Raw genomic sequence first — 17,513 nt, 5'->3', positions numbered from 1 at the left:
ACTATCCTCCTAATCTTACTCTTGTGTAATTCTGCCTTCCCATCTACTATACCATAATATTGTGAGAACCAGAACAACCGAAGTTATAATAACCAGAGAAATCACTCCAGGAATAACAGATCCATGGGTCAGGTCAAAATAATCTTTTAAAAACCGCACACCCCATTCCCAGGGGATAGCCGGCCAGATTTTATCACCAATGAAATTTTCAAAGTAACCGGCTAAAATTGTGCCTGCTATTCCTGATAAAATGGAGACACTGAAACCAAACTTAAAAGCAATGGGTACATGTATAAAATATAAAAATAAGTTACTTATTAAAAACGAGCAGAATATGAAAAAATAAGAACCAAAGTTCATGACGTACATATTTAGAAAAAAATTTACGCCGGCATAAAAGCATAATTCGTATAGTATGATACTTGTGGCAGACAGGAACAGCAGAAAGAATAATTTACCCAGATAAACGCTGCTTCTGGATCCCACAACTCCCAGAGCATTTTGAACATTGCTGATATTTCGGTCTAAATTAATAAAAATTGGTACAACAAAACTAACAAACATAGGATAGCAGATTTGCAGCAAAACGAAAAACAGCCGAACATCAGAAAAAAGGCGGTATCCACCAGCGTTGTAATAAACTAAAAATAGTGTTGTGATTACCACAGGAGGCAGCAGATGCAAAAGTAAAAGCGAGGTTCGTTTGATTTTTGTAAAGTTAGAGAAGAACTCTCTTGTAATTGTCAATTTCGATACACCTGCCCTCTGTACCAGCGTGCAAATAAAGATGTAAGAACGGCTGCAGTGAGCATGCTGACTACCACCAGCAGAGAACTCTGACCTAAACTCAGAATCTGTCTTGAACCTCCCTGTACTAATAATCCGTTTGGCAAAACTCCAAATAAGGTAATCATAAATCTGGCGGTCCAGCTATATGGAATAAACCAGAATATAGGTGAAAGAGAAAAAAACAAACCACCAAGTCCAGTGAAAATCAGGTTAAGGATCATAGAACCAACGAATCCGGCCTTTTGATCCAAAAACAGGCAGAAAGGGATCTGCCATAATAAAGTCAGCCATAATAAGCAGTATCCTAAAACATAAGATCCGGTATGTTTAAATGCACTTAAAACACCTGACAGCATGTATTCTGAAATAATAGATATACATGATAATAATAAAGATATCAGCAAAAGATTAAGTGAAATTAAAATTGTTTTAGAAATAAATGTATTTTTCAAATCTATGGGCAGGCTGTAAATAGTCCGGTAATTGTGTTTTTGTTCCTTATTATTTACTAAGTGGCATAATATCACAATGGATAAAGATGCAATGGGGACACACCAATTACAGACGATGGAGGCTGAAAAACCACCTAAACCAATCCCCACAGATAAAAATATAACTGCTATTAAAATTAAGGCTGCCGGAATATATAAAATGAGTTTTCGAAACAGGGTTCGTTTGAATTTTAAGTTTTCGGCAGCCAGATAGGTTCGTAACATCAGGAAGCACGCTCCTTTCTTATAATATCCATAAACAATTGTTCCAGATTTTCATTGGCATCAATTTTATCCTGATACAGAAGTGACCCATTATTCAGGATGCCTATGTCATCTGCAACCTGCTGTATCTCGCTTAAGATATGACTTGATACAATGACTGATATCCCGGATACCGCAAATGTCCGGATCATTTTCCTTAAATCTTCCATTCCGAACGGATCCAGCCCATTGGTAGGCTCATCTAAGACTAATAATTCAGGGTCATTTAAAAGCGCTAATGCAATACCCAGTCTTTGCTTCATTCCCAATGAAAAATTAGCGATCTGCTTATTTTCCGTATCCATTAAGTCCATTCTTTCCAAAACTTCCATGCATTTATCGGTTGGGATTCCCAAAAGAGTTGCCCGGACTTTTAAATTTTCAAATGCTGTTAAATTTTCATACAAAGGAGGTGATTCAATGAGGGAACCAATCCTTAATAGATCTTTTCTGCTCCAGGGGTGATTATCGATTATTATTTCTCCGGATGTGGGGGTGATGATTCCTGTAATCATCTTCAGCAATGTTGATTTACCAGCACCATTAGGTCCTAATAATCCATAGACAGAATTTTTTCTTACAGACATAGATAAATCATTAATTGCATATGTTTTTTTGAATTTTTTTGAAATGTGGCTGGTTTTTAACATATACTCGTGCATCATAACATCCTCCTTTTCAAAATCTGCAGCCGTTTTGTACCGTTTCCGCTCCATAAGGGACCTCCTTTTGACTTGATATTGCTATGTTAACAGCTAATTTTAAGGATTTTATAAGGAAGAAGAACAATAATACCAGCATTGTATGTTATACTTACAACAAAATAGAAGGGGGAAAGAGAAATGAATGTGTATAAAGATGGGGCTGGTTTTTTAATAAGAGGAAGCAGTATCTGCCTCCTCATTCTTATTGTTCACCTGCTATGTTTCTGCTATTATTCAACAGCGTTTGCCAACTCAGCGGAACCGCCGGGTTTTACCATAATCGTGTTAAACTCTCCAGAGGAGATATCTTTATCCTTAAAAATGTCCAATCATGATGTTACGGATTTAAGAGTGGTGGAAGGGGAAAGAAAAGGCTGGGAAAAGTATTACAGGCTATATTATAACCACTCATCATCCCAGGTTAAGGATTTAAAGGATGCCGTGCTGGTGGTACAAAGAAATAAAAAAAGCTTTCAATGTGCTCTGCCTGATGAAACATTTGAAAAATATAGTAATATTTTGACACTTGATTTGGAATCGGAGACCCTTACATTAGGTCAGGCTCCGTTACGGGTTCCTGCTCTGGTGGCAATGCGGGTTCTCCTGACACTGCTTATTGAGGGAATTATTTTTCTGCTTTTTGGATTCAGGCAAAAAAGAAGCTGGCTGGTCTTTATAGCAGTCAATTTAATTACCCAGGCAGGGCTGAATGCAATGCTTACGGGACCTGATTTAAGTAATTACTGGATATTTGGTTATCTATTTGGTGAGATTGTGGTGCTTGCAGCAGAACTGACTGCATTTCTTACCTTTGTAAAAGAATTCAGGAAAGGACGGATAGCGCTATTTGTAATAACGGCCAATATGGCCAGCCTGATCATAGGAGGTATGGTGATTACGTATTTACCTGTTTAATCGTATAATACAGCTTTTTAATGAGCCATAGTGAAATAACTATGGCTTTTTCAACGTGCAGACCCGTAATTATTACGAGGTAAAATCTATAATCAGTATTAATAGTAAAATAAAATGATTATGCTCAGAAATAGCAAACACAATTTTGTATCAAAATTTAAAGGGGAAAGACAAATGAATAAAAATTTATTCTTATTTTGTTTTCTGATTTTATCTTTAACTGGCTGTGCTGATTCCAACACGACGGGGGGAACTGTTTTGCAGCCAGACGAAAGTCAGGTCAGTGATATGGTACAGGAATCAGTTGCTTTGACAGATGAGGAAATCAACTGGCAGACTGCATATATGGAGATTATCGATCAGGGGGGAGGTTATCTGCCAGATCCATATCAATTAAGAGGGGAAGATGGATTAAATACATCGTTTTATCTGGGAATTCACGATTTTGATGGAGATGGGATACCTGAATTAATTCTGGGAGACGGAATTTCCATAAGCGTGTATACTTACTTAAACCATGGATTGGAGAAGGTCGCCGATTTGTATGAACCGGAGGGCTGGTATATGATCCATGAATTATATATTCAAAATAATTGCCTGATTCTGGTGAGCAATGGATCAGATGGATGCGGATATGTTGGATTTACTTATGGGGATGGCTCATATCTTACTGGTACATATGATGATTCCAGTCCCGATCAGTCGGTTTTAGGCGGAGAAGAATCCGGGTTTAAAGAGTTCAATGATGTATTTCATATAACGGAACTGAGAGAGGAAAGTAGAAAGACTTTCATAAAGAGAAACAAAGAGAGAGGAGAATTAATACCAGACTGGGCGATGCTGGTTTGGTAGAAAACATTTCAACTAAATAAGGTTTATATAGAAAAATGCTGAATAATATGGAGATTTCTCCCTATTATTCAGCATTTTTTACGTGTTCCATTAAATAGTGAGTTTTTTATCTACAATCATGTTATGCGAAAAAAATAAAGATTCAGAAGAATTTAGTTTACAATATTACCCTTTTTTTCTTTTTGCCTTTTAGGAGGTAAGAAAATGGGAGAAAGCATTCATGTAATTATTGAGGAAATAAAAAAAGGTAATAAAGAAAAATTCTTACTGATAGTAGATAAAATGACTCCACTGATTAATAAATATGTCCGCCTGTTATATAAAGATGAAAAAGAGGACATGCATTCAGAATTTGTGCTCAGTCTGCTGGAGGCCATCAATTCAATGCAATATTATAAGGAAGATGGGCAATGTGTTTATTTTTTAAGCAGAGCCCTAAAAAACAAATTCTTAGAACAGTATAAAAAAAGTAAGCAGCATTTTGATGCCGAAGCTTCTGTTGAGGATGAGTTTTTTACTGAGATCAGCATGGATCAGCCTGTTTATGATGACTGGCTGTTTTATGAAGATCTAAAAACTATGCTCTTGAAGACAGAAGGAAAACAGGCGGTTATTCTGTGGGATATTGTCTTTCATGAGGAGTCAGATGCAGTAATTGCAGAACGCCACTCTGTGTCCCGCCAATACGTGAACCGGGTCAGAAGAAATTTTTACAATCTTTTAAAAGAAAACTATTATAAATAAGTGAAAGACATTACAGGAGGTGCAGCCATGGAAAAAAAAATGGATTTGGAAAAAAGCGCAATGGGAATCATCAGTGCCTGGATTATGGATCAATTCGGACTTTTATTTCCTGCCATATCGCTATTAACCATACTTATGATCACGGACTACATATCGGGGATGCTGGCTTCGAAAAAGGAAGCACTGGACAACCCTGATAATAATCAGTATGGTTGGAACAGCAGGAAAAGCCGGATCGGAATTTATAAAAAGGCCAGTTATATATTCATCATTCTGGCAGCAGTCAGCACGGATTATGTGATCTATAAATTTTCTACCGAGATCGGAATTAAGTTTGAGCATAAAACAATTTTTGGATTACTGGTATCTGTATGGCTCATCATTAATGAGTTAATCTCTATTTTAGAGAATGCAGGACGAATGGGTGCCAGAATGCCGGAATTTTTACAAAAAGTGCTGACGGAATTGCGTGGGAAAATAGATAAAGAGTAAAACGCTCATTCCATTTGCTGTTTATTCCTGCCGCTGATTTTGGATAATATCAGTGTGATAAAAACTAACAAATAAATCAGCGCCTCTAAAAAAATATAATTTCCTAAATTCAAAAAGAGAAAGCACAATGCGGCAAGGAAACTGATAAACAGAGTACGGTCAGTTTTATGAGTCAATGTCTGGTTTTCGTCTGTGTCAACCGGCCGGTTGGGATGGTCAACTGCTCCAGTCAGTTTGATGAGTACCATAAAAATCAGGTACAGTAGAAACGAAACCGGGGCGTTCAGGCTGTAATATTTCACAATCAGAAGTATGACAGTCATGGTTGCGCAGGAGAAAACCAGACATGAGAAATAAGACTTTAAATGCAGTCCTCCGTTAAAGGAACGAAGGGGAATAAACAACAAAAAGAAGAGCAGGCATTCCACTTCCATATGAATAAAAAACGCAATACAGAGACTGCAGACCAGATTCAAAAACAGTTCCAGAAAGCTTTGAAAACCATATAAATAAATTTCATAATCTTCTTTAGAGATCACATCTTTTTTAAGAATATAATTGGTTAATGCAATGGATAACCGTTCCATATTACAATCCCCCTGATCACATTTTTTATTTTTCTGGTTCCTGATATAAGATCACAACCGCTTTAAATATGTTTCCCTCGACCTGGGTGATAGCCTCTCCATTACAGGCAGCTACTGCCTGCTCAATGGAAAACAGACCCAGACCATGGTGGGCGGGATTTTTCTTAGTGGTAAGAAAATGTTTCTGCCCGTCTGAGTATCGATCCCCTTCAAAGGTATTCCAGACAACAATAGAAAGAATTCCCTTCTGATAGGACATTTCCAGATCAATTTTTGGATGTCCGCTATTCATCTGGCGGCAGGCTTCCAGGGCATTTTCTAACAGGTTCCCCAGTATAATGGTCAGATTTCCGTTTTGAAAAGGCATTACCGGCGGAATAAAAATATTGGTACAGAATTCTATATTTTGTTTTCGGGCAATGGAAGATTTATAATTCACAAGTGAGTCCACTACAATATTACCGCTGTGGGATATTTCATTAATTTTTTTTGAGGTTCCCTTTTCTAAAAAAGAAGTGAGATAAGTGGCGGCTTCTTCATTTTTTCCAGAATTAACCATGCCCAGTATGCTGACTAAGTGCTGCTTCATGTCATGGCGCAATAAACGGATTTCAGTGTTTTGGATCTCACGTTCTTCAGCCTGGCGGCTGCAAAGTTCTAATTGCTGTTCATAGAGAAGGGTTTTTTTCTGATATTCTGAACTTGCTGCCAGAGACTCAAATACTTCGAAAATAATATAGTTAATAAACAGCAGTAAAATACCCGATATGAAGGAGAAAAGAACTTCATTTTCAGCCGTGCTGCTGATGAGAAAAATGTTATGCATAATGTAAATACTTCCGGCAGGAACCATAAGTAAAATCGCCATATACCGTAAGGAAATATCTCCTGTACTTTTATGCTGAAGACAGTGTCCCGTAACAATGGCAAAAACCATCATTACGATTTTTGAGATAATGGCTCCTGAGAGACCGGCTTTATCATCTAAATTCATCATATTTAAGATCATATGTATGATAATTTCCACAAGCATCCAGATTGCACAGATCAAAAAAGAGAATAAGGCACATTTTTTATAGCTTTCTGAATAAGAAATACTGGTTGCGAGAAAGACAAAGACCATGTTAAGTAAAAGGGTCAGGGCCGGAGGAATCCCGCTTCCAATGCCCAGAAATAACTGAAAGAAATAATATGCGATCCAGATTAAATACGTTGTGGTTTTTTTCCACGAAGGCGCGAAAAACGCATTGATGCATTTCCGTATGACTAAAATATAAAAAAGTGAAAGAAAAGGACTGACAACGGTTGTTGAAAGAATTTTCATACTATTTTCCCCCCGCTTTCTTACTGGCCAGATCACATAACTGCTTCCGGATTTTCTTCTGCCTGTCTTCGCTGATTTGCAGTGTGGTTGACTTTCCTCCGTTTTCAATTACCAGACTGGAAAAATTCATAGTGCTGACATAATCATAATTAACAAGATAGGATTGGTGTATCCGCAGGTAACGCTGCTTGTTTCCGGCTAACTCATTTTCCACATCGTTAAGCTTTCCATAAAAAAATTCCTCTCTGCCATCTTTTAAATAAATGTATACAACCCGGTTGCGGCTTTCGAAATAAACTACATCCTTTAAGGCTACCTTTTTAATTTCTTTATTAAAATTAAATTGGAAATAGACATTATTTTCATTGATCCGATCATATGCTTCTTTGAAATACCGGGAGAACTTTGCCGTATCAAGTGGTTTGGAAAGAAAACGAAACGGCTCCACCTCAAACAATTCTTTTAGATACTGCTCGTATCCGGAAATATAAATTAACAAGGCAGTCTTATCAATCTCTCTGATGTGGCGTGCTGCCTCGATTCCGTTTTGCTGAGACATTTCTATATCAAGAAAGATCAGGTCAAATAAGTTACCAAGATGTACATATTTTGTCAGCATGGAACCATCAAAAAATACGTCAACTTCAATTTCAACACCGTTTGCCAAAGCTTCTTCTTTGATTAAATTTTCTAACATTCCAGTAAACAGAATGTCGTCATCACAAATTGCTATTCTTAACATACGTACCCTTCCCCATTAAAACTATTTACTTTATTTATGCAAAAATGAAACATCTATATTTGTATATCGTACGATACCTCTCATTAATTAAAAGAGAGAATTAGGAGCTTTTGTCGCATTTTGTCTAATTGAATAAATTAAAAATTACTTGCAGGCTCGAAATTTCAACATGGTGTGATTTTTTCAATGGAAATATAATATTTTCTTATTGCACTAAAAATTATATCACATTTTATTATTGGAGGTAACAAAATTGAAACACTATCTGCTTTTCATTATTTTTCTCTGTACCGTGTTTTTAATTGTAAATTTGGTTCATCTGATTCTGGAAAAAAATAATAATCGAAAAACAAACAGAAAAATTTATGTAATAAATATGATGTCGGCTGTTGTCATTTCCAATTGTATTGAGTGGAGTGAAATGCAGTTTGAGAGGAGAGCTGCATTTTTGGGAGAAAGCTTGATATCCCTGCTAAATCTTGTTAACATTTTGCTGTGTCTCGTTCTGGTGCTGTTCATGTTTTTTGTTAAAAGTGACAATGGGAGGATTCATGAGTATCAAAATCGGGAATAGTTACGAGCAGAGCCGTAATTTTTACAACTTGTCTTTATAGAGCTGTTATTTATATATAATTGCATTATCTTAATGTCTTTATAATAATGGAGGTAGAAAGAATGAAACGTAAAAGTAATATTGCAGCTAAATTCATGGAACAGGTAGCTAGAAAATCTGTGGAGCTGGCATCTGAGAGCAGATGCATGTATATCTATCACCAGCCAAAGATGCCGACCGATCTTAAGAAATTTAAGAAATAAGCACCAGAGCATTTATCTTTACATTATTTTCTGCAGGACATGATATCCTTTGAAAAAGTTGGCTATAATTTTAACAGGACTTCCTCGAAGGAAACCAATCATGGAGGGCAGATAATGAGAATTCCAAAACACATCGGTATCATTCCTGATGGAAACAGACGTTGGGCTGTGGAGAATGGCATAAAAAAAGAAGAAGGGTATGATAAGGGTATCTCACCTGGAATGATCCTTTACCACCTTTGCAGGGATCTGGGAGTAGAAGAGATGACCTTTTATGGCTTTACCGCAGATAATACCAAACGTCCGTCTGTACAAAGAGAAGCATTTTCCAAGGCCTGCGTAAAGGCTGTGGAGGTGTTGTCTAAAGAGAATGCCCAGCTTCTGGTTCTTGGGAAAACTTCTTCGGCCATGTTTCCGGACGAGCTTAAACCATATACCAAACGGGTATGTTTCGGTACAGGGGGAATGAAAATCAACTTTCTCATCAATTACAGCTGGGAATGGGATTTGGGACTGTCAGACGGAACTATAGGTCCTGAGCTTAAAACCTCTGATGTATCCAGAATGGATTTAATTATCCGTTGGGGAGGAAGGAGAAGACTTTCCGGCTTTCTCCCGGTTCAGTCCGTTTATTCGGATTTATATATAGTAGACGACTACTGGCCGGATTTTAAAACAGATCATGTTTACAATGCGCTGGAGTGGTACTCCAGGCAGGATGTGACCCTGGGGGGGTAAAAAAAGAGAACATCATATGATTTTTAAGGCAGCCTTAACGGGCTGCCTTTTTTAATTATAATCGCTGCCTCTTCTTTCCACTGCAGTCAGAAGAAGTTATTAAGATACCATGGATGTGTGGATTGCCTGTTATTGGTAATATGTGCTATAATAGCAAAATAAAATCCGATTAAATTATCTGAATTACACAACAAAAGGAGCCGGACTTGATCAGAAAACTACTTAACAGATATAAAAGCTATAGCATAGCAAAAAAAACTCTTATTATTTTGCTGGCAGGCTCCATTGTACCGTTAATGATAATGGAGACAATCACCTGCATGATTGCTGCCAGCACGTTAAAACGTCAGACAGACATTTTAATGGAAAGTAATATGAAGCTGTCACAGAAGGGACTTGAGGATTATTTTTCCCAGTATGACAGCATTATCATGTCGATCTATACAGAAAACCAATATGCACTGAAGCTTGAAAAATTAAATGTCTGGGATTCCAGAAATTATTATCTCATAAAGAAGGAACTGGAAGATGATCTGGAAAATATATCTTACTTACATCCGGAGATTCTGGGGATAGCGGTGGTAACCCAGAAAAAAGAGTGCATCGGGTATGACTCTGTTACCAACAGCACCATGAACAGCTTCTGCTTTCCAAACCGGGATAACAGCTGGCTGGAAGTGGCAGATGAGACGTTTTTAAATACCAGGACGGTTTATTCTGACATGATTAACCGGAAGGAAGATAACGGAACCAGCCGGAATATTATTTACCTGGGTCACAGGATTGCGGATATTAACAATTACAGACAGGGGACGGTAGGAAGTATTTTAATCTGCCTGGATGAAGAACGGATCAGGGAGACGTATTCTCAGGAAGACAAGCAGGACAGAACCGTTTCCTTTCTTTGTGATACCAATGGAATCATTATCTCCAGTAACCGGGCAGAGCTGATCGGAACAAGAATTGAGCCGGCGACTAAGGCGCGTTTTTCCAGTATCTATACAAAACCTGTTTTAAATGGTCAGTATGTGCTGGTTACCATACGGGATAACAGAGAGCTTTTGAAGGATTTTAAATATATTTTTGAAGTGATTATCCTGTTAACAATCCTGATTATAATTACAAGTGTTCTGATCATGCTTCGGTTTGCCGAGTCTCTTCAGGTCAGGGTGGAGAAGATTACATCAGCCATGGATAAGGCCTACAAAGGGGATTATACAGTCCAGATCAGCCATTCCTGGCAGGATGAATTCGGAACCATTGCAAGGCATTTTAACCACATGGTCACAAAGATAGACCAGTCAGGCAGGATGGAAAAGGAAGCTCTTTTAAGGGAGAAGAATGCGGAATTAAAGGCTCTGGAAGCACAGATTAATCCCCACTTTCTTTATAATACCCTGGATGCCATTAACTGGATTGCGATAGAAAATGAACAGTTTTTAATCAGTAAGATGTTAAAAAACCTGGCTAATATTCTGCGTTACAGTATCCATAAAAGCAATGGCGTGGTCAGTGTAAGAAGCGAGACAGAGTATTTGAAGCAGTACATATTTCTCCAACAGCAGCGTTTTTCCTTTTCCTTCCACTGCATTATGGATATTGAAGAGGAAGTGATGGATCTTAAGATGCATAAGCTTTTATTTCAGCCTCTCATTGAAAATTCCATCAATCATGGTTTCCCAGGTAAGTCAGGAGAGGATTTAATCACCATAACCATTAGAAAAAAAGGGGAGAGGCATCTGATGTTTGAGGTGAAAGACAATGGAAAAGGAATGGATTCTGAATTAATTCATGAACTCAATCATTACGATTATTCTGCCAGCTCTCTGGAGGGAAGCATCGGTGTGAGGAATGTGATCATGCGAATCAAGTATTACTATGGTGATGAGGGCCATTTTGAAATTGAGTCAGATGAAAACGGGACAACAGTCAGGGCAGAGATATTATTTGAATAGCAGGCAGGAGGCAGGACAGACATGAGAATTCTCGTTGTAGAAGATGAACCCAATACAAGAAACGGAATTATTAAAATTATCGAGACCTATACCGGGCACCAGGTGGTGGGAGGGGCAAGTGATGGTGAGACGGGACTTTTGGAGGCTTTGCGGTTACAGCCTGATGTGGTCATCACAGATATTAACATGCCTCAGATGAACGGCCTGGTCATGATTGAACGGATGAGAAAAGAGGGATGTGAGGCCGCTGCAGTTGTACTGACCGGCTATTCGGAATTTGAATATGCTCAGAAGGCAATTCAGCTGTCTGTGGTGGAATATCTTTTAAAGCCTTTGAGTGTAGAGGACATTATGAGTGTGTTAGAGACTGTGGAAAACAGGCTGTCAAAGACCAGGGCAAAGACGGTATCACCCCAGCAGCTGCTGTTTTCCCTTCTGACCGGAGAATTAAAAGAGGAAGCAATGAGGCAGCTTGTGAGTGAAATCCGCTACCAGAACGGTCAGGAGATTTCTCTGTTTTTAATACAGTCGGAAAGCATTCTGGAGGATACCACAAAGCAGATGGCTGAACTGCTAAAGGTTAGTATGGAATCAAACTGCCTGACCAGCTTTTATACCTTTTTGCTGCCTTATGAACGGCAGATACTGGTGATGATATTAGACGGACAAAGTGTACGCTATTTAAAAAATCTGTTTCAGACCAGAATTTTAAAAGAACTAAAGGAGAAGGGAGAATTTTTAATTAGTTTTGAAAGCATCTATGGCATTGGAGAATTAAAGGAGGTAATCCGGCAGATGCAGGACAGCTTATCTTACAGTTTCCTGTTCTCTGAAAGCTGTATGATTGATCAGGAGCTTATAAAGGGTCTGGCTTTTGAACGGATTGATTATCCGGAATATTTGGAGCATGGAGTAAAGCGGGAAATAAAGAATGGAAATCAGGATGGTATCAGACGTATGGCAGGGCTATTTGAGGAGCAGGTAATATTACGCAGAGAGCGGCCTGAAACAATAAAGAACCATACGGTACGTTTTGTCATGGCAATTCTTGATACAGCAAGAGAACTGATGAAGGAAAAAGATATAGACGGGCTGTACCAGTATCTTTTAAACGATATGATGAAAACCGGAATCAGAGAGGTGTTTTTAAATAATTACTGGAAGATTATCGGTATGGTGACAGATGAAAGGGACAGCACGACACTGACAGACAACGGGATGATTCTAAATGTTATTGGATTTATAAGACAGAACTATGCCAGGGAAATATCCCTGACTGATGCGGCGGAACTGGTAGGAATTACGCCGGAATACTTAAGCAAACTGTTTACCAAGGAAATGGGAATCAACTTTACTGCATTTTTAGGGGAATTTCGCATCAGTACGGCAAAAAAGCTGCTTGCCTCCGGTAAATATAAAATCTATGAGGTAGCGGAGCTTGTGGGGTTTAAGGATACCAAGTATTTTAATAAGGTGTTTCGTTCCATTGCAGGTGTCTGCCCGTCGGATTACAGAAAGGGGGTATAGACCTTGAACCGAAGAATTGGTAAATTACTGATTTTAGCCTGGACCGTTGTATTTCTTTTGCTGATGGGGGTTCTGGTTAATTTCAGCAGGGAAACCAATGTGGTACACCGTCCTGGTAATGCAGAAAAAAAGCTGGTGATTATGGCAGTTTATAAAGAGGATGAAAGTGATGAATACTTAAAGAAAATACTGGATGAATATTCTGCCATACCGGGTAATCCAAAGGTGGTTACTGAGTATGTGGCTCAGTCAGCATTTCAAAAGCAGCTCTGTCTATATAAGGATCAGAACAGTCTTCCTGACTTAATTATCTGTGACAGCGTGATGACGCCTGCACTCCAGTCCATGGATATTCTCCGGGATTTGTCCGATTATATGACGGGGGAGAGAACCAGCCGGTTTTTAAAGCATGCCTATGGCAGCTGTGTGGTAAATGGAATCTGCTATGGCGTTCCCTTTACCAGCAATCCATATGTGGTGTTTTATAATAAAGACCATTTGGCAAGGTACAAAAAAGAGATACCCGATAATATGGATGATTTTTATAATCTCTGCAGAGAGACCAAAAGTCTGGGGACCTACAGCTTTGGGATCGCTGTCAAAAACAAGGAAGATATTGCTTCCAGTTTTCTTCAGCTGGTCTATTCGGCAGGGGGGAATCTGCGAGGTCTGGATTCGGATAACAGCCTGAAATTGTACGAGATACTTGGAAAAATGAGGGATGAAGGAATCATTGCCCAGGACGTGATTAACTGGAATCAGAAGGATCTTATGCAGGCTTTTTCCAGTGGATATGTAAAGATTGCGGTTGCCAGGCTAAGCTCCATGTCACTTTTAGAGCATTCCGCCAGCCAGATTAATTATGAGATAGCGGAAATTCCTTATATTCAAAAGCAGACTTTTTTATTTCAGGGAGATATGATCGGGGTTACTGAGACTGCAGATGAGGGGGAAGCATTAAAATTGCTGGATTACATCACTTCCCCGGAGGTTGCCAAATCTTATTATAAAAACACCTACAGCCTTTCTGTCAGAACTGATGTGTGTGTCAATCCGGGGAAAGTGCGGGGACTTTCTGATGCGTTTGTGGAACGGGAACGAAACCAGAGTGTTTTAAAAAGCACCTATTCCACATGGTTTATTATATCTGATTCCATTGCAGGGGCAATGTCGGACTTTTTCGGAGACAAATCCATGACGCCCCAGGCAGTTGGGGCAAGGCTTCAGGGAGAAATCCGCAGCGCCATTCTGGAACGGTAAGGCGGAGGTTAAAATTACACCCCTTTTCTAAAAATTTGGAATACACCGGGGAAATGTCTTATGCTATGATTCATCTAACAAATAAAAAGGAGAGGGTATTATGAAAAAAATGAAACGGATTCAGGCAGCAGCGCTTGCTTCAGTTATGGCGCTTTCCTTAACGGCTTGTCAGGGGGCAGGAGGCAAGTCAGAAACCCAGGGAGGAAGTACAGCGGCAGCCACACAAAAGGAGACGGAAAAACCAGCTGGTCAGACAACAGCGGCAGCAGGAAAGACTAAGATCAGCATTACCTTTCGAAATGACGGAAGCGATGTGCTGAAAAAATGGTTTGAACACGCCTATGAAACCTATGACAAGAAAGACTCCATTGAACTGGATATTGCACCCATCACCGCATCAGAGGGAGATTATTTTGCAAAGGTGGCTCTGGCTCTTCAGTCTGCTGATACGGCGCCGGATATCGTATGTGAAGATACCTTCCAGCTGCCCTCAGACGTGGCTGCCGGATATTTAACCAATCTTTCCAGCTATTTAAAGGATTATAAGGAATGGAATGACGGAACCTTCTACGGTGCACTGGTTGATGGTGTTACCTATGATGACGGAAGTGTATATGGAATTCCTTATAGTACAGATACAAGAGGGCTTTGGTACAACAAGGATGTATTTGCAGCAGCAGGACTTGATACCAACTGGCAGCCTAAAAACTGGCAGGATGTCCTTGATACCTGCAAGGTAATCAAAGAAAAATGTCCGGATGTAGTTCCATTCTGGTGCAACTCCGGCGTAGCAACCGGCGAAGCAACTTCCATGCAGACCTATGAGATGCTTCTTTACGGAACAGGAGAGCAGCTTCTTGATAACAACAAATGGATTGTAAAAAGTGATAATATTTTAAAATCATTAAATTTTGTCAGCACAATTTATAAAGATGGTTACGGTCCTTCCTTATCAAAAGTATTAAATGGTGAGGCAGGTAACATCGCTTCCAGAGAGTATTTACCAAAAGGCAAACTGGCCATCACGTTAGATGGTTACTGGATGACAGGAAACTACAAGGAGACAGGAGCTGCACCGTGGCCGGAGTATAAGGATAAGCTTGGAATTGCAGCAATGCCGACCAGTGAAGGACAGGCGCCGGGCAATGTTACCATGTCAGGTGGCTGGGCATTATCCATACCAAATCTGTCCGATCAAAAAGATGCAGCCATGGATTTTATCAAACACTGCATGAGCTATGATGTCTACTTAGATACCATTATTGCTCAGGGAAATATTGCCACAAGAACCGACATTGCAAAAGATGCTTCCTATTCTTCCCAGCCTTTTATGGAAACCTGCACCGGCTTCCTCTCAGGCGCGTTCTATCGTCCGAGAAACAGCCAGTATACGACTGTTACCACCCACATTCAGACGATGGTGGAATCCGTCGTGTCCGGTACCAGCCCGGAGGATGCAATGGCACAGTATCAGTCAGATGTGACCAACAGCGTAGGCGCGGAAAATGTAGTGGAAAAATAAAGTCAAAATGAGGTCAGAGAGGGCAGGTTAGTTCAGTACCTGCCCTTCCCGTTACCCGCATTCCATAAGGAGGCAACTATGAATAAAAAACAAAGCGGCCTGTTGGAAGAGGCTAAAAAATCGGTACTGTTAATGCCGTCAGTCCTGCTTCTGCTAGTTTTCTTTGTCACTCCCATTCTGCTTACGGTATATTACTCCTTTACAAACCTGGCTTTGTCAGGGGAGAATGCCAGGCAGTTAAAATTTATCGGACTGAGTAATTATTTTACCATGTTTAAAGACAGAACTGTCCGCATCAGCATTGGTAACACTCTGGTATTCCTGCTTGGAAGCCTGATTGGGCAGCAGGTTTTAGGTTTTATCATCGCTCTTAATATGAGAAATAAGAACAGGGTTTTCAGAGGAATTGTAGGTCCCATTTTTTTGGCAGGCTGGATTATGCCTGAGGTAGTAGTTGCTCTTTGCTGCAGCACTTTTTTTGGAGACAGCGGAACCTTAAACCAGATCTTTTCTTTTTTCCACCTGCCGCAAGTGGAATTTTTATTTGCAATTCCCATGCTTACGGTAATACTGGCAAATATCTGGCACGGAACAGCATTTTCCATGATGAACTTCCAGTCAGCACTGGATGGGGTTCCTGCAGATATTGAGGAAGCGGCAAAAGTGGATGGAGCAGGGCCTTTTCAGACCATGATCCGGATTGTCCTCCCCTGTATTAAAAATACCATTGCTACCAATACCATGCTAAATACTCTGTCCACTCTTGGAGTGTTCGGATTGATTTATATGATGACAGGCGGTGGTCCGGGAACAAAAACCCTGACACTTCCCATCTTTATGTACAGACAGGCATTTATTTCCCAGCAGCTGGGATATGGAACTGCCATATCCATGATCCTCCTGGTGATTGGAATTGTTCTGAGCGTATTTTATACCAGAATTATGAGAAATGATTAAGGAGGCAACCACATGTATTGGAAATTTCGTAAAACAATCCCTTACCTGATACTCACAATTTTAGCTTTCATATTTGCCCTGCCTCTTCTCTGGATTTTACTTGCCTCCTTTGATGCCAATGCTTCCCAGGCAGTGAAAATGCCATCTCAGTGGACCATGGAGAATTATAAAACCATACTGCTTAATCGGGCAAATCAGAGAGCGTTTGGAAATGGGCTTCTCATCTCCTTAGGACAGTCCGTACTGGTGGTGCTGATTGCAGGGTTTGCGGCATATCCCCTGTCAAGATACGAACTTCGTTATAAGAACATGTTTTTATATACGATTTTATTTATGACCTCACTTCCCATTACAGCAGTGATGGTCCCCGTTTATAAAATGTTTCTGACCGTTGGGTTGTATGATAAGATTGGAGGGCTCATATTATTTCTTACGGCAACATCCATGCCGTATGGAATCTGGCTGATGAAGAATTTTATGGATAATGTGCCAGTGGAGCTGGAGGAGGCTGCATGGGTGGATGGGGCATCTGCCTTTGACAGCTTAAGAAAGATTATTGCACCTCTTATGTTTCCGGGGATTTGTGTGGTTTTTATTTTCACCTTTTCAGGAAGCTGGGGCAATTTCTTTGTGCCATATATTTTACTGCAGACCCTGGATAAGTTTCCCGCTTCGGTGACACTTTATCAGTTTTTCGGGCAGCATGGGATGGTGATTTATGGACAGTTGGCAGCGTATTCTGCAGTTTATGCAGTTCCCTCCATTGTCCTTTATGTTCTGTCTCAGAATTACATGTCAAAAGGCTTTAATATGGCTGGAGCAGCCAAGGGCTGA

18 protein-coding genes are annotated in these 17,513 nt (G+C 39.8%); 12 read left to right on the top strand and 6 right to left on the bottom strand.

Going from position 1 to position 17,513, the window contains the following annotated elements; translation table 11 throughout:
- Positions 1 to 15: 15 nt before the first annotated feature.
- From ABS301_RS10290 to ABS301_RS10280, 3 genes are read right to left on the bottom strand one after another with little or no spacing between them, the layout of a single operon-like run.
- Positions 16 to 747 carry a lantibiotic immunity ABC transporter MutG family permease subunit gene (locus tag ABS301_RS10290; RefSeq protein WP_349672148.1) on the bottom strand — a complete coding sequence of 244 codons (732 nt, stop codon included), beginning with the start codon at positions 745 to 747 and terminating at the stop codon, positions 16 to 18.
- Positions 744 to 1,505, bottom strand: coding sequence for a lantibiotic immunity ABC transporter MutE/EpiE family permease subunit (locus tag ABS301_RS10285; RefSeq protein ID WP_349672147.1), 762 nt, complete (start codon positions 1,503 to 1,505; stop codon positions 744 to 746). The genes ABS301_RS10290 and ABS301_RS10285 overlap by 4 nt, the downstream gene beginning before the upstream one ends.
- Positions 1,505 to 2,206 carry a lantibiotic protection ABC transporter ATP-binding protein gene (locus ABS301_RS10280; protein WP_349672279.1) on the bottom strand — a complete coding sequence of 234 codons (702 nt, stop codon included), beginning with the start codon at positions 2,204 to 2,206 and terminating at the stop codon, positions 1,505 to 1,507. Before ABS301_RS10280 ends, ABS301_RS10285 begins: the two co-directional genes overlap by 1 nt.
- Before the next feature lie 180 nt (positions 2,207 to 2,386).
- Here ABS301_RS10280 and ABS301_RS10275 point away from each other — a divergent pair, with 180 nt between their 5' ends.
- The 4 genes from ABS301_RS10275 to ABS301_RS10260 all read left to right on the top strand — a co-directional run bounded on the left by ABS301_RS10275 (position 2,387) and on the right by ABS301_RS10260 (position 5,251).
- On the top strand, positions 2,387 to 3,163 hold the full coding sequence (locus ABS301_RS10275) for a hypothetical protein (protein ID WP_349672146.1): 777 nt from the start codon (positions 2,387 to 2,389) through the stop codon (positions 3,161 to 3,163).
- Between the two features lie 174 nt (positions 3,164 to 3,337).
- The gene (locus ABS301_RS10270) at positions 3,338 to 4,015 is read left to right on the top strand and encodes a hypothetical protein (RefSeq protein WP_349672145.1); all 678 of its coding nucleotides are present in this window, start codon (positions 3,338 to 3,340) and stop codon (positions 4,013 to 4,015) included.
- A 204-nt stretch (positions 4,016 to 4,219) separates the two neighbouring features.
- Positions 4,220 to 4,759, top strand: coding sequence for a sigma-70 RNA polymerase sigma factor region 4 domain-containing protein (locus ABS301_RS10265; protein ID WP_349672144.1), 540 nt, complete (start codon positions 4,220 to 4,222; stop codon positions 4,757 to 4,759).
- A 27-nt stretch (positions 4,760 to 4,786) separates the two neighbouring features.
- Positions 4,787 to 5,251, top strand: a complete 465-nt coding sequence (locus tag ABS301_RS10260; RefSeq protein ID WP_349672143.1) for a phage holin family protein — start codon at positions 4,787 to 4,789, stop codon at positions 5,249 to 5,251.
- A gap of 5 nt (positions 5,252 to 5,256) precedes the next feature.
- On the opposite strand, the gene ABS301_RS10255 is transcribed toward ABS301_RS10260, so the two are convergent.
- The 3 genes from ABS301_RS10255 to ABS301_RS10245 are packed head-to-tail and all read right to left on the bottom strand — an operon-like array spanning position 5,257 to position 7,904.
- Positions 5,257 to 5,838, bottom strand: a complete 582-nt coding sequence (locus ABS301_RS10255; protein ID WP_349672142.1) for an accessory gene regulator ArgB-like protein — start codon at positions 5,836 to 5,838, stop codon at positions 5,257 to 5,259.
- Between the two features lie 25 nt (positions 5,839 to 5,863).
- Positions 5,864 to 7,162 (bottom strand): sensor histidine kinase, encoded by a 1,299-nt coding sequence (locus tag ABS301_RS10250; RefSeq protein WP_349672141.1) that lies wholly within the window; start codon positions 7,160 to 7,162, stop codon positions 5,864 to 5,866.
- Between the two features lies 1 nt (position 7,163).
- Positions 7,164 to 7,904: a LytR/AlgR family response regulator transcription factor gene (locus ABS301_RS10245; protein WP_349672140.1), complete on the bottom strand. Its 741-nt coding sequence runs from the start codon at positions 7,902 to 7,904 to the stop codon at positions 7,164 to 7,166.
- A 675-nt stretch (positions 7,905 to 8,579) separates the two neighbouring features.
- Here ABS301_RS10245 and ABS301_RS10240 point away from each other — a divergent pair.
- The 8 genes from ABS301_RS10240 (at position 8,580) to ABS301_RS10205 (ending at position 17,513) form a co-directional block, all read left to right on the top strand.
- A complete protein-coding gene (locus tag ABS301_RS10240; protein ID WP_349672139.1) occupies positions 8,580 to 8,720 on the top strand; it encodes a cyclic lactone autoinducer peptide in 141 nt (46 codons plus the stop codon).
- Between the two features lie 114 nt (positions 8,721 to 8,834).
- Positions 8,835 to 9,458 (top strand): undecaprenyl diphosphate synthase family protein, encoded by a 624-nt coding sequence (locus ABS301_RS10235; RefSeq protein WP_349672138.1) that lies wholly within the window; start codon positions 8,835 to 8,837, stop codon positions 9,456 to 9,458.
- 206 nt (positions 9,459 to 9,664) lie between these two features.
- Entirely contained in the window at positions 9,665 to 11,413 is a 1,749-nt protein-coding gene (locus ABS301_RS10230; protein ID WP_349672137.1) for a sensor histidine kinase, read from the top strand.
- Positions 11,414 to 11,434: 21 nt separating this feature from the next.
- Positions 11,435 to 12,940, top strand: a complete 1,506-nt coding sequence (locus ABS301_RS10225; RefSeq protein WP_349672136.1) for a response regulator transcription factor — start codon at positions 11,435 to 11,437, stop codon at positions 12,938 to 12,940.
- 3 nt (positions 12,941 to 12,943) lie between these two features.
- Complete coding sequence (locus tag ABS301_RS10220; RefSeq protein ID WP_349672135.1) at positions 12,944 to 14,200, top strand: ABC transporter substrate-binding protein; 1,257 nt, start codon at positions 12,944 to 12,946, stop codon at positions 14,198 to 14,200.
- A 100-nt stretch (positions 14,201 to 14,300) separates the two neighbouring features.
- Positions 14,301 to 15,722, top strand: coding sequence for an extracellular solute-binding protein (locus ABS301_RS10215; RefSeq protein ID WP_349672134.1), 1,422 nt, complete (start codon positions 14,301 to 14,303; stop codon positions 15,720 to 15,722).
- Positions 15,723 to 15,800: 78 nt separating this feature from the next.
- Positions 15,801 to 16,679, top strand: coding sequence for a carbohydrate ABC transporter permease (locus ABS301_RS10210; RefSeq protein WP_349672133.1), 879 nt, complete (start codon positions 15,801 to 15,803; stop codon positions 16,677 to 16,679).
- Positions 16,680 to 16,691: 12 nt separating this feature from the next.
- Positions 16,692 to 17,513 carry a carbohydrate ABC transporter permease gene (locus ABS301_RS10205; protein WP_349672132.1) on the top strand — a complete coding sequence of 274 codons (822 nt, stop codon included), beginning with the start codon at positions 16,692 to 16,694 and terminating at the stop codon, positions 17,511 to 17,513.

This window comes from Lacrimispora sp., assembly GCF_031982545.1.
Taxonomy (GTDB): Bacteria; Bacillota; Clostridia; order Lachnospirales; family Lachnospiraceae; genus Lacrimispora.
Note: the sequence above shows the minus strand (reverse complement) of the source record. Positions and strands in the feature narration are given on the sequence as shown.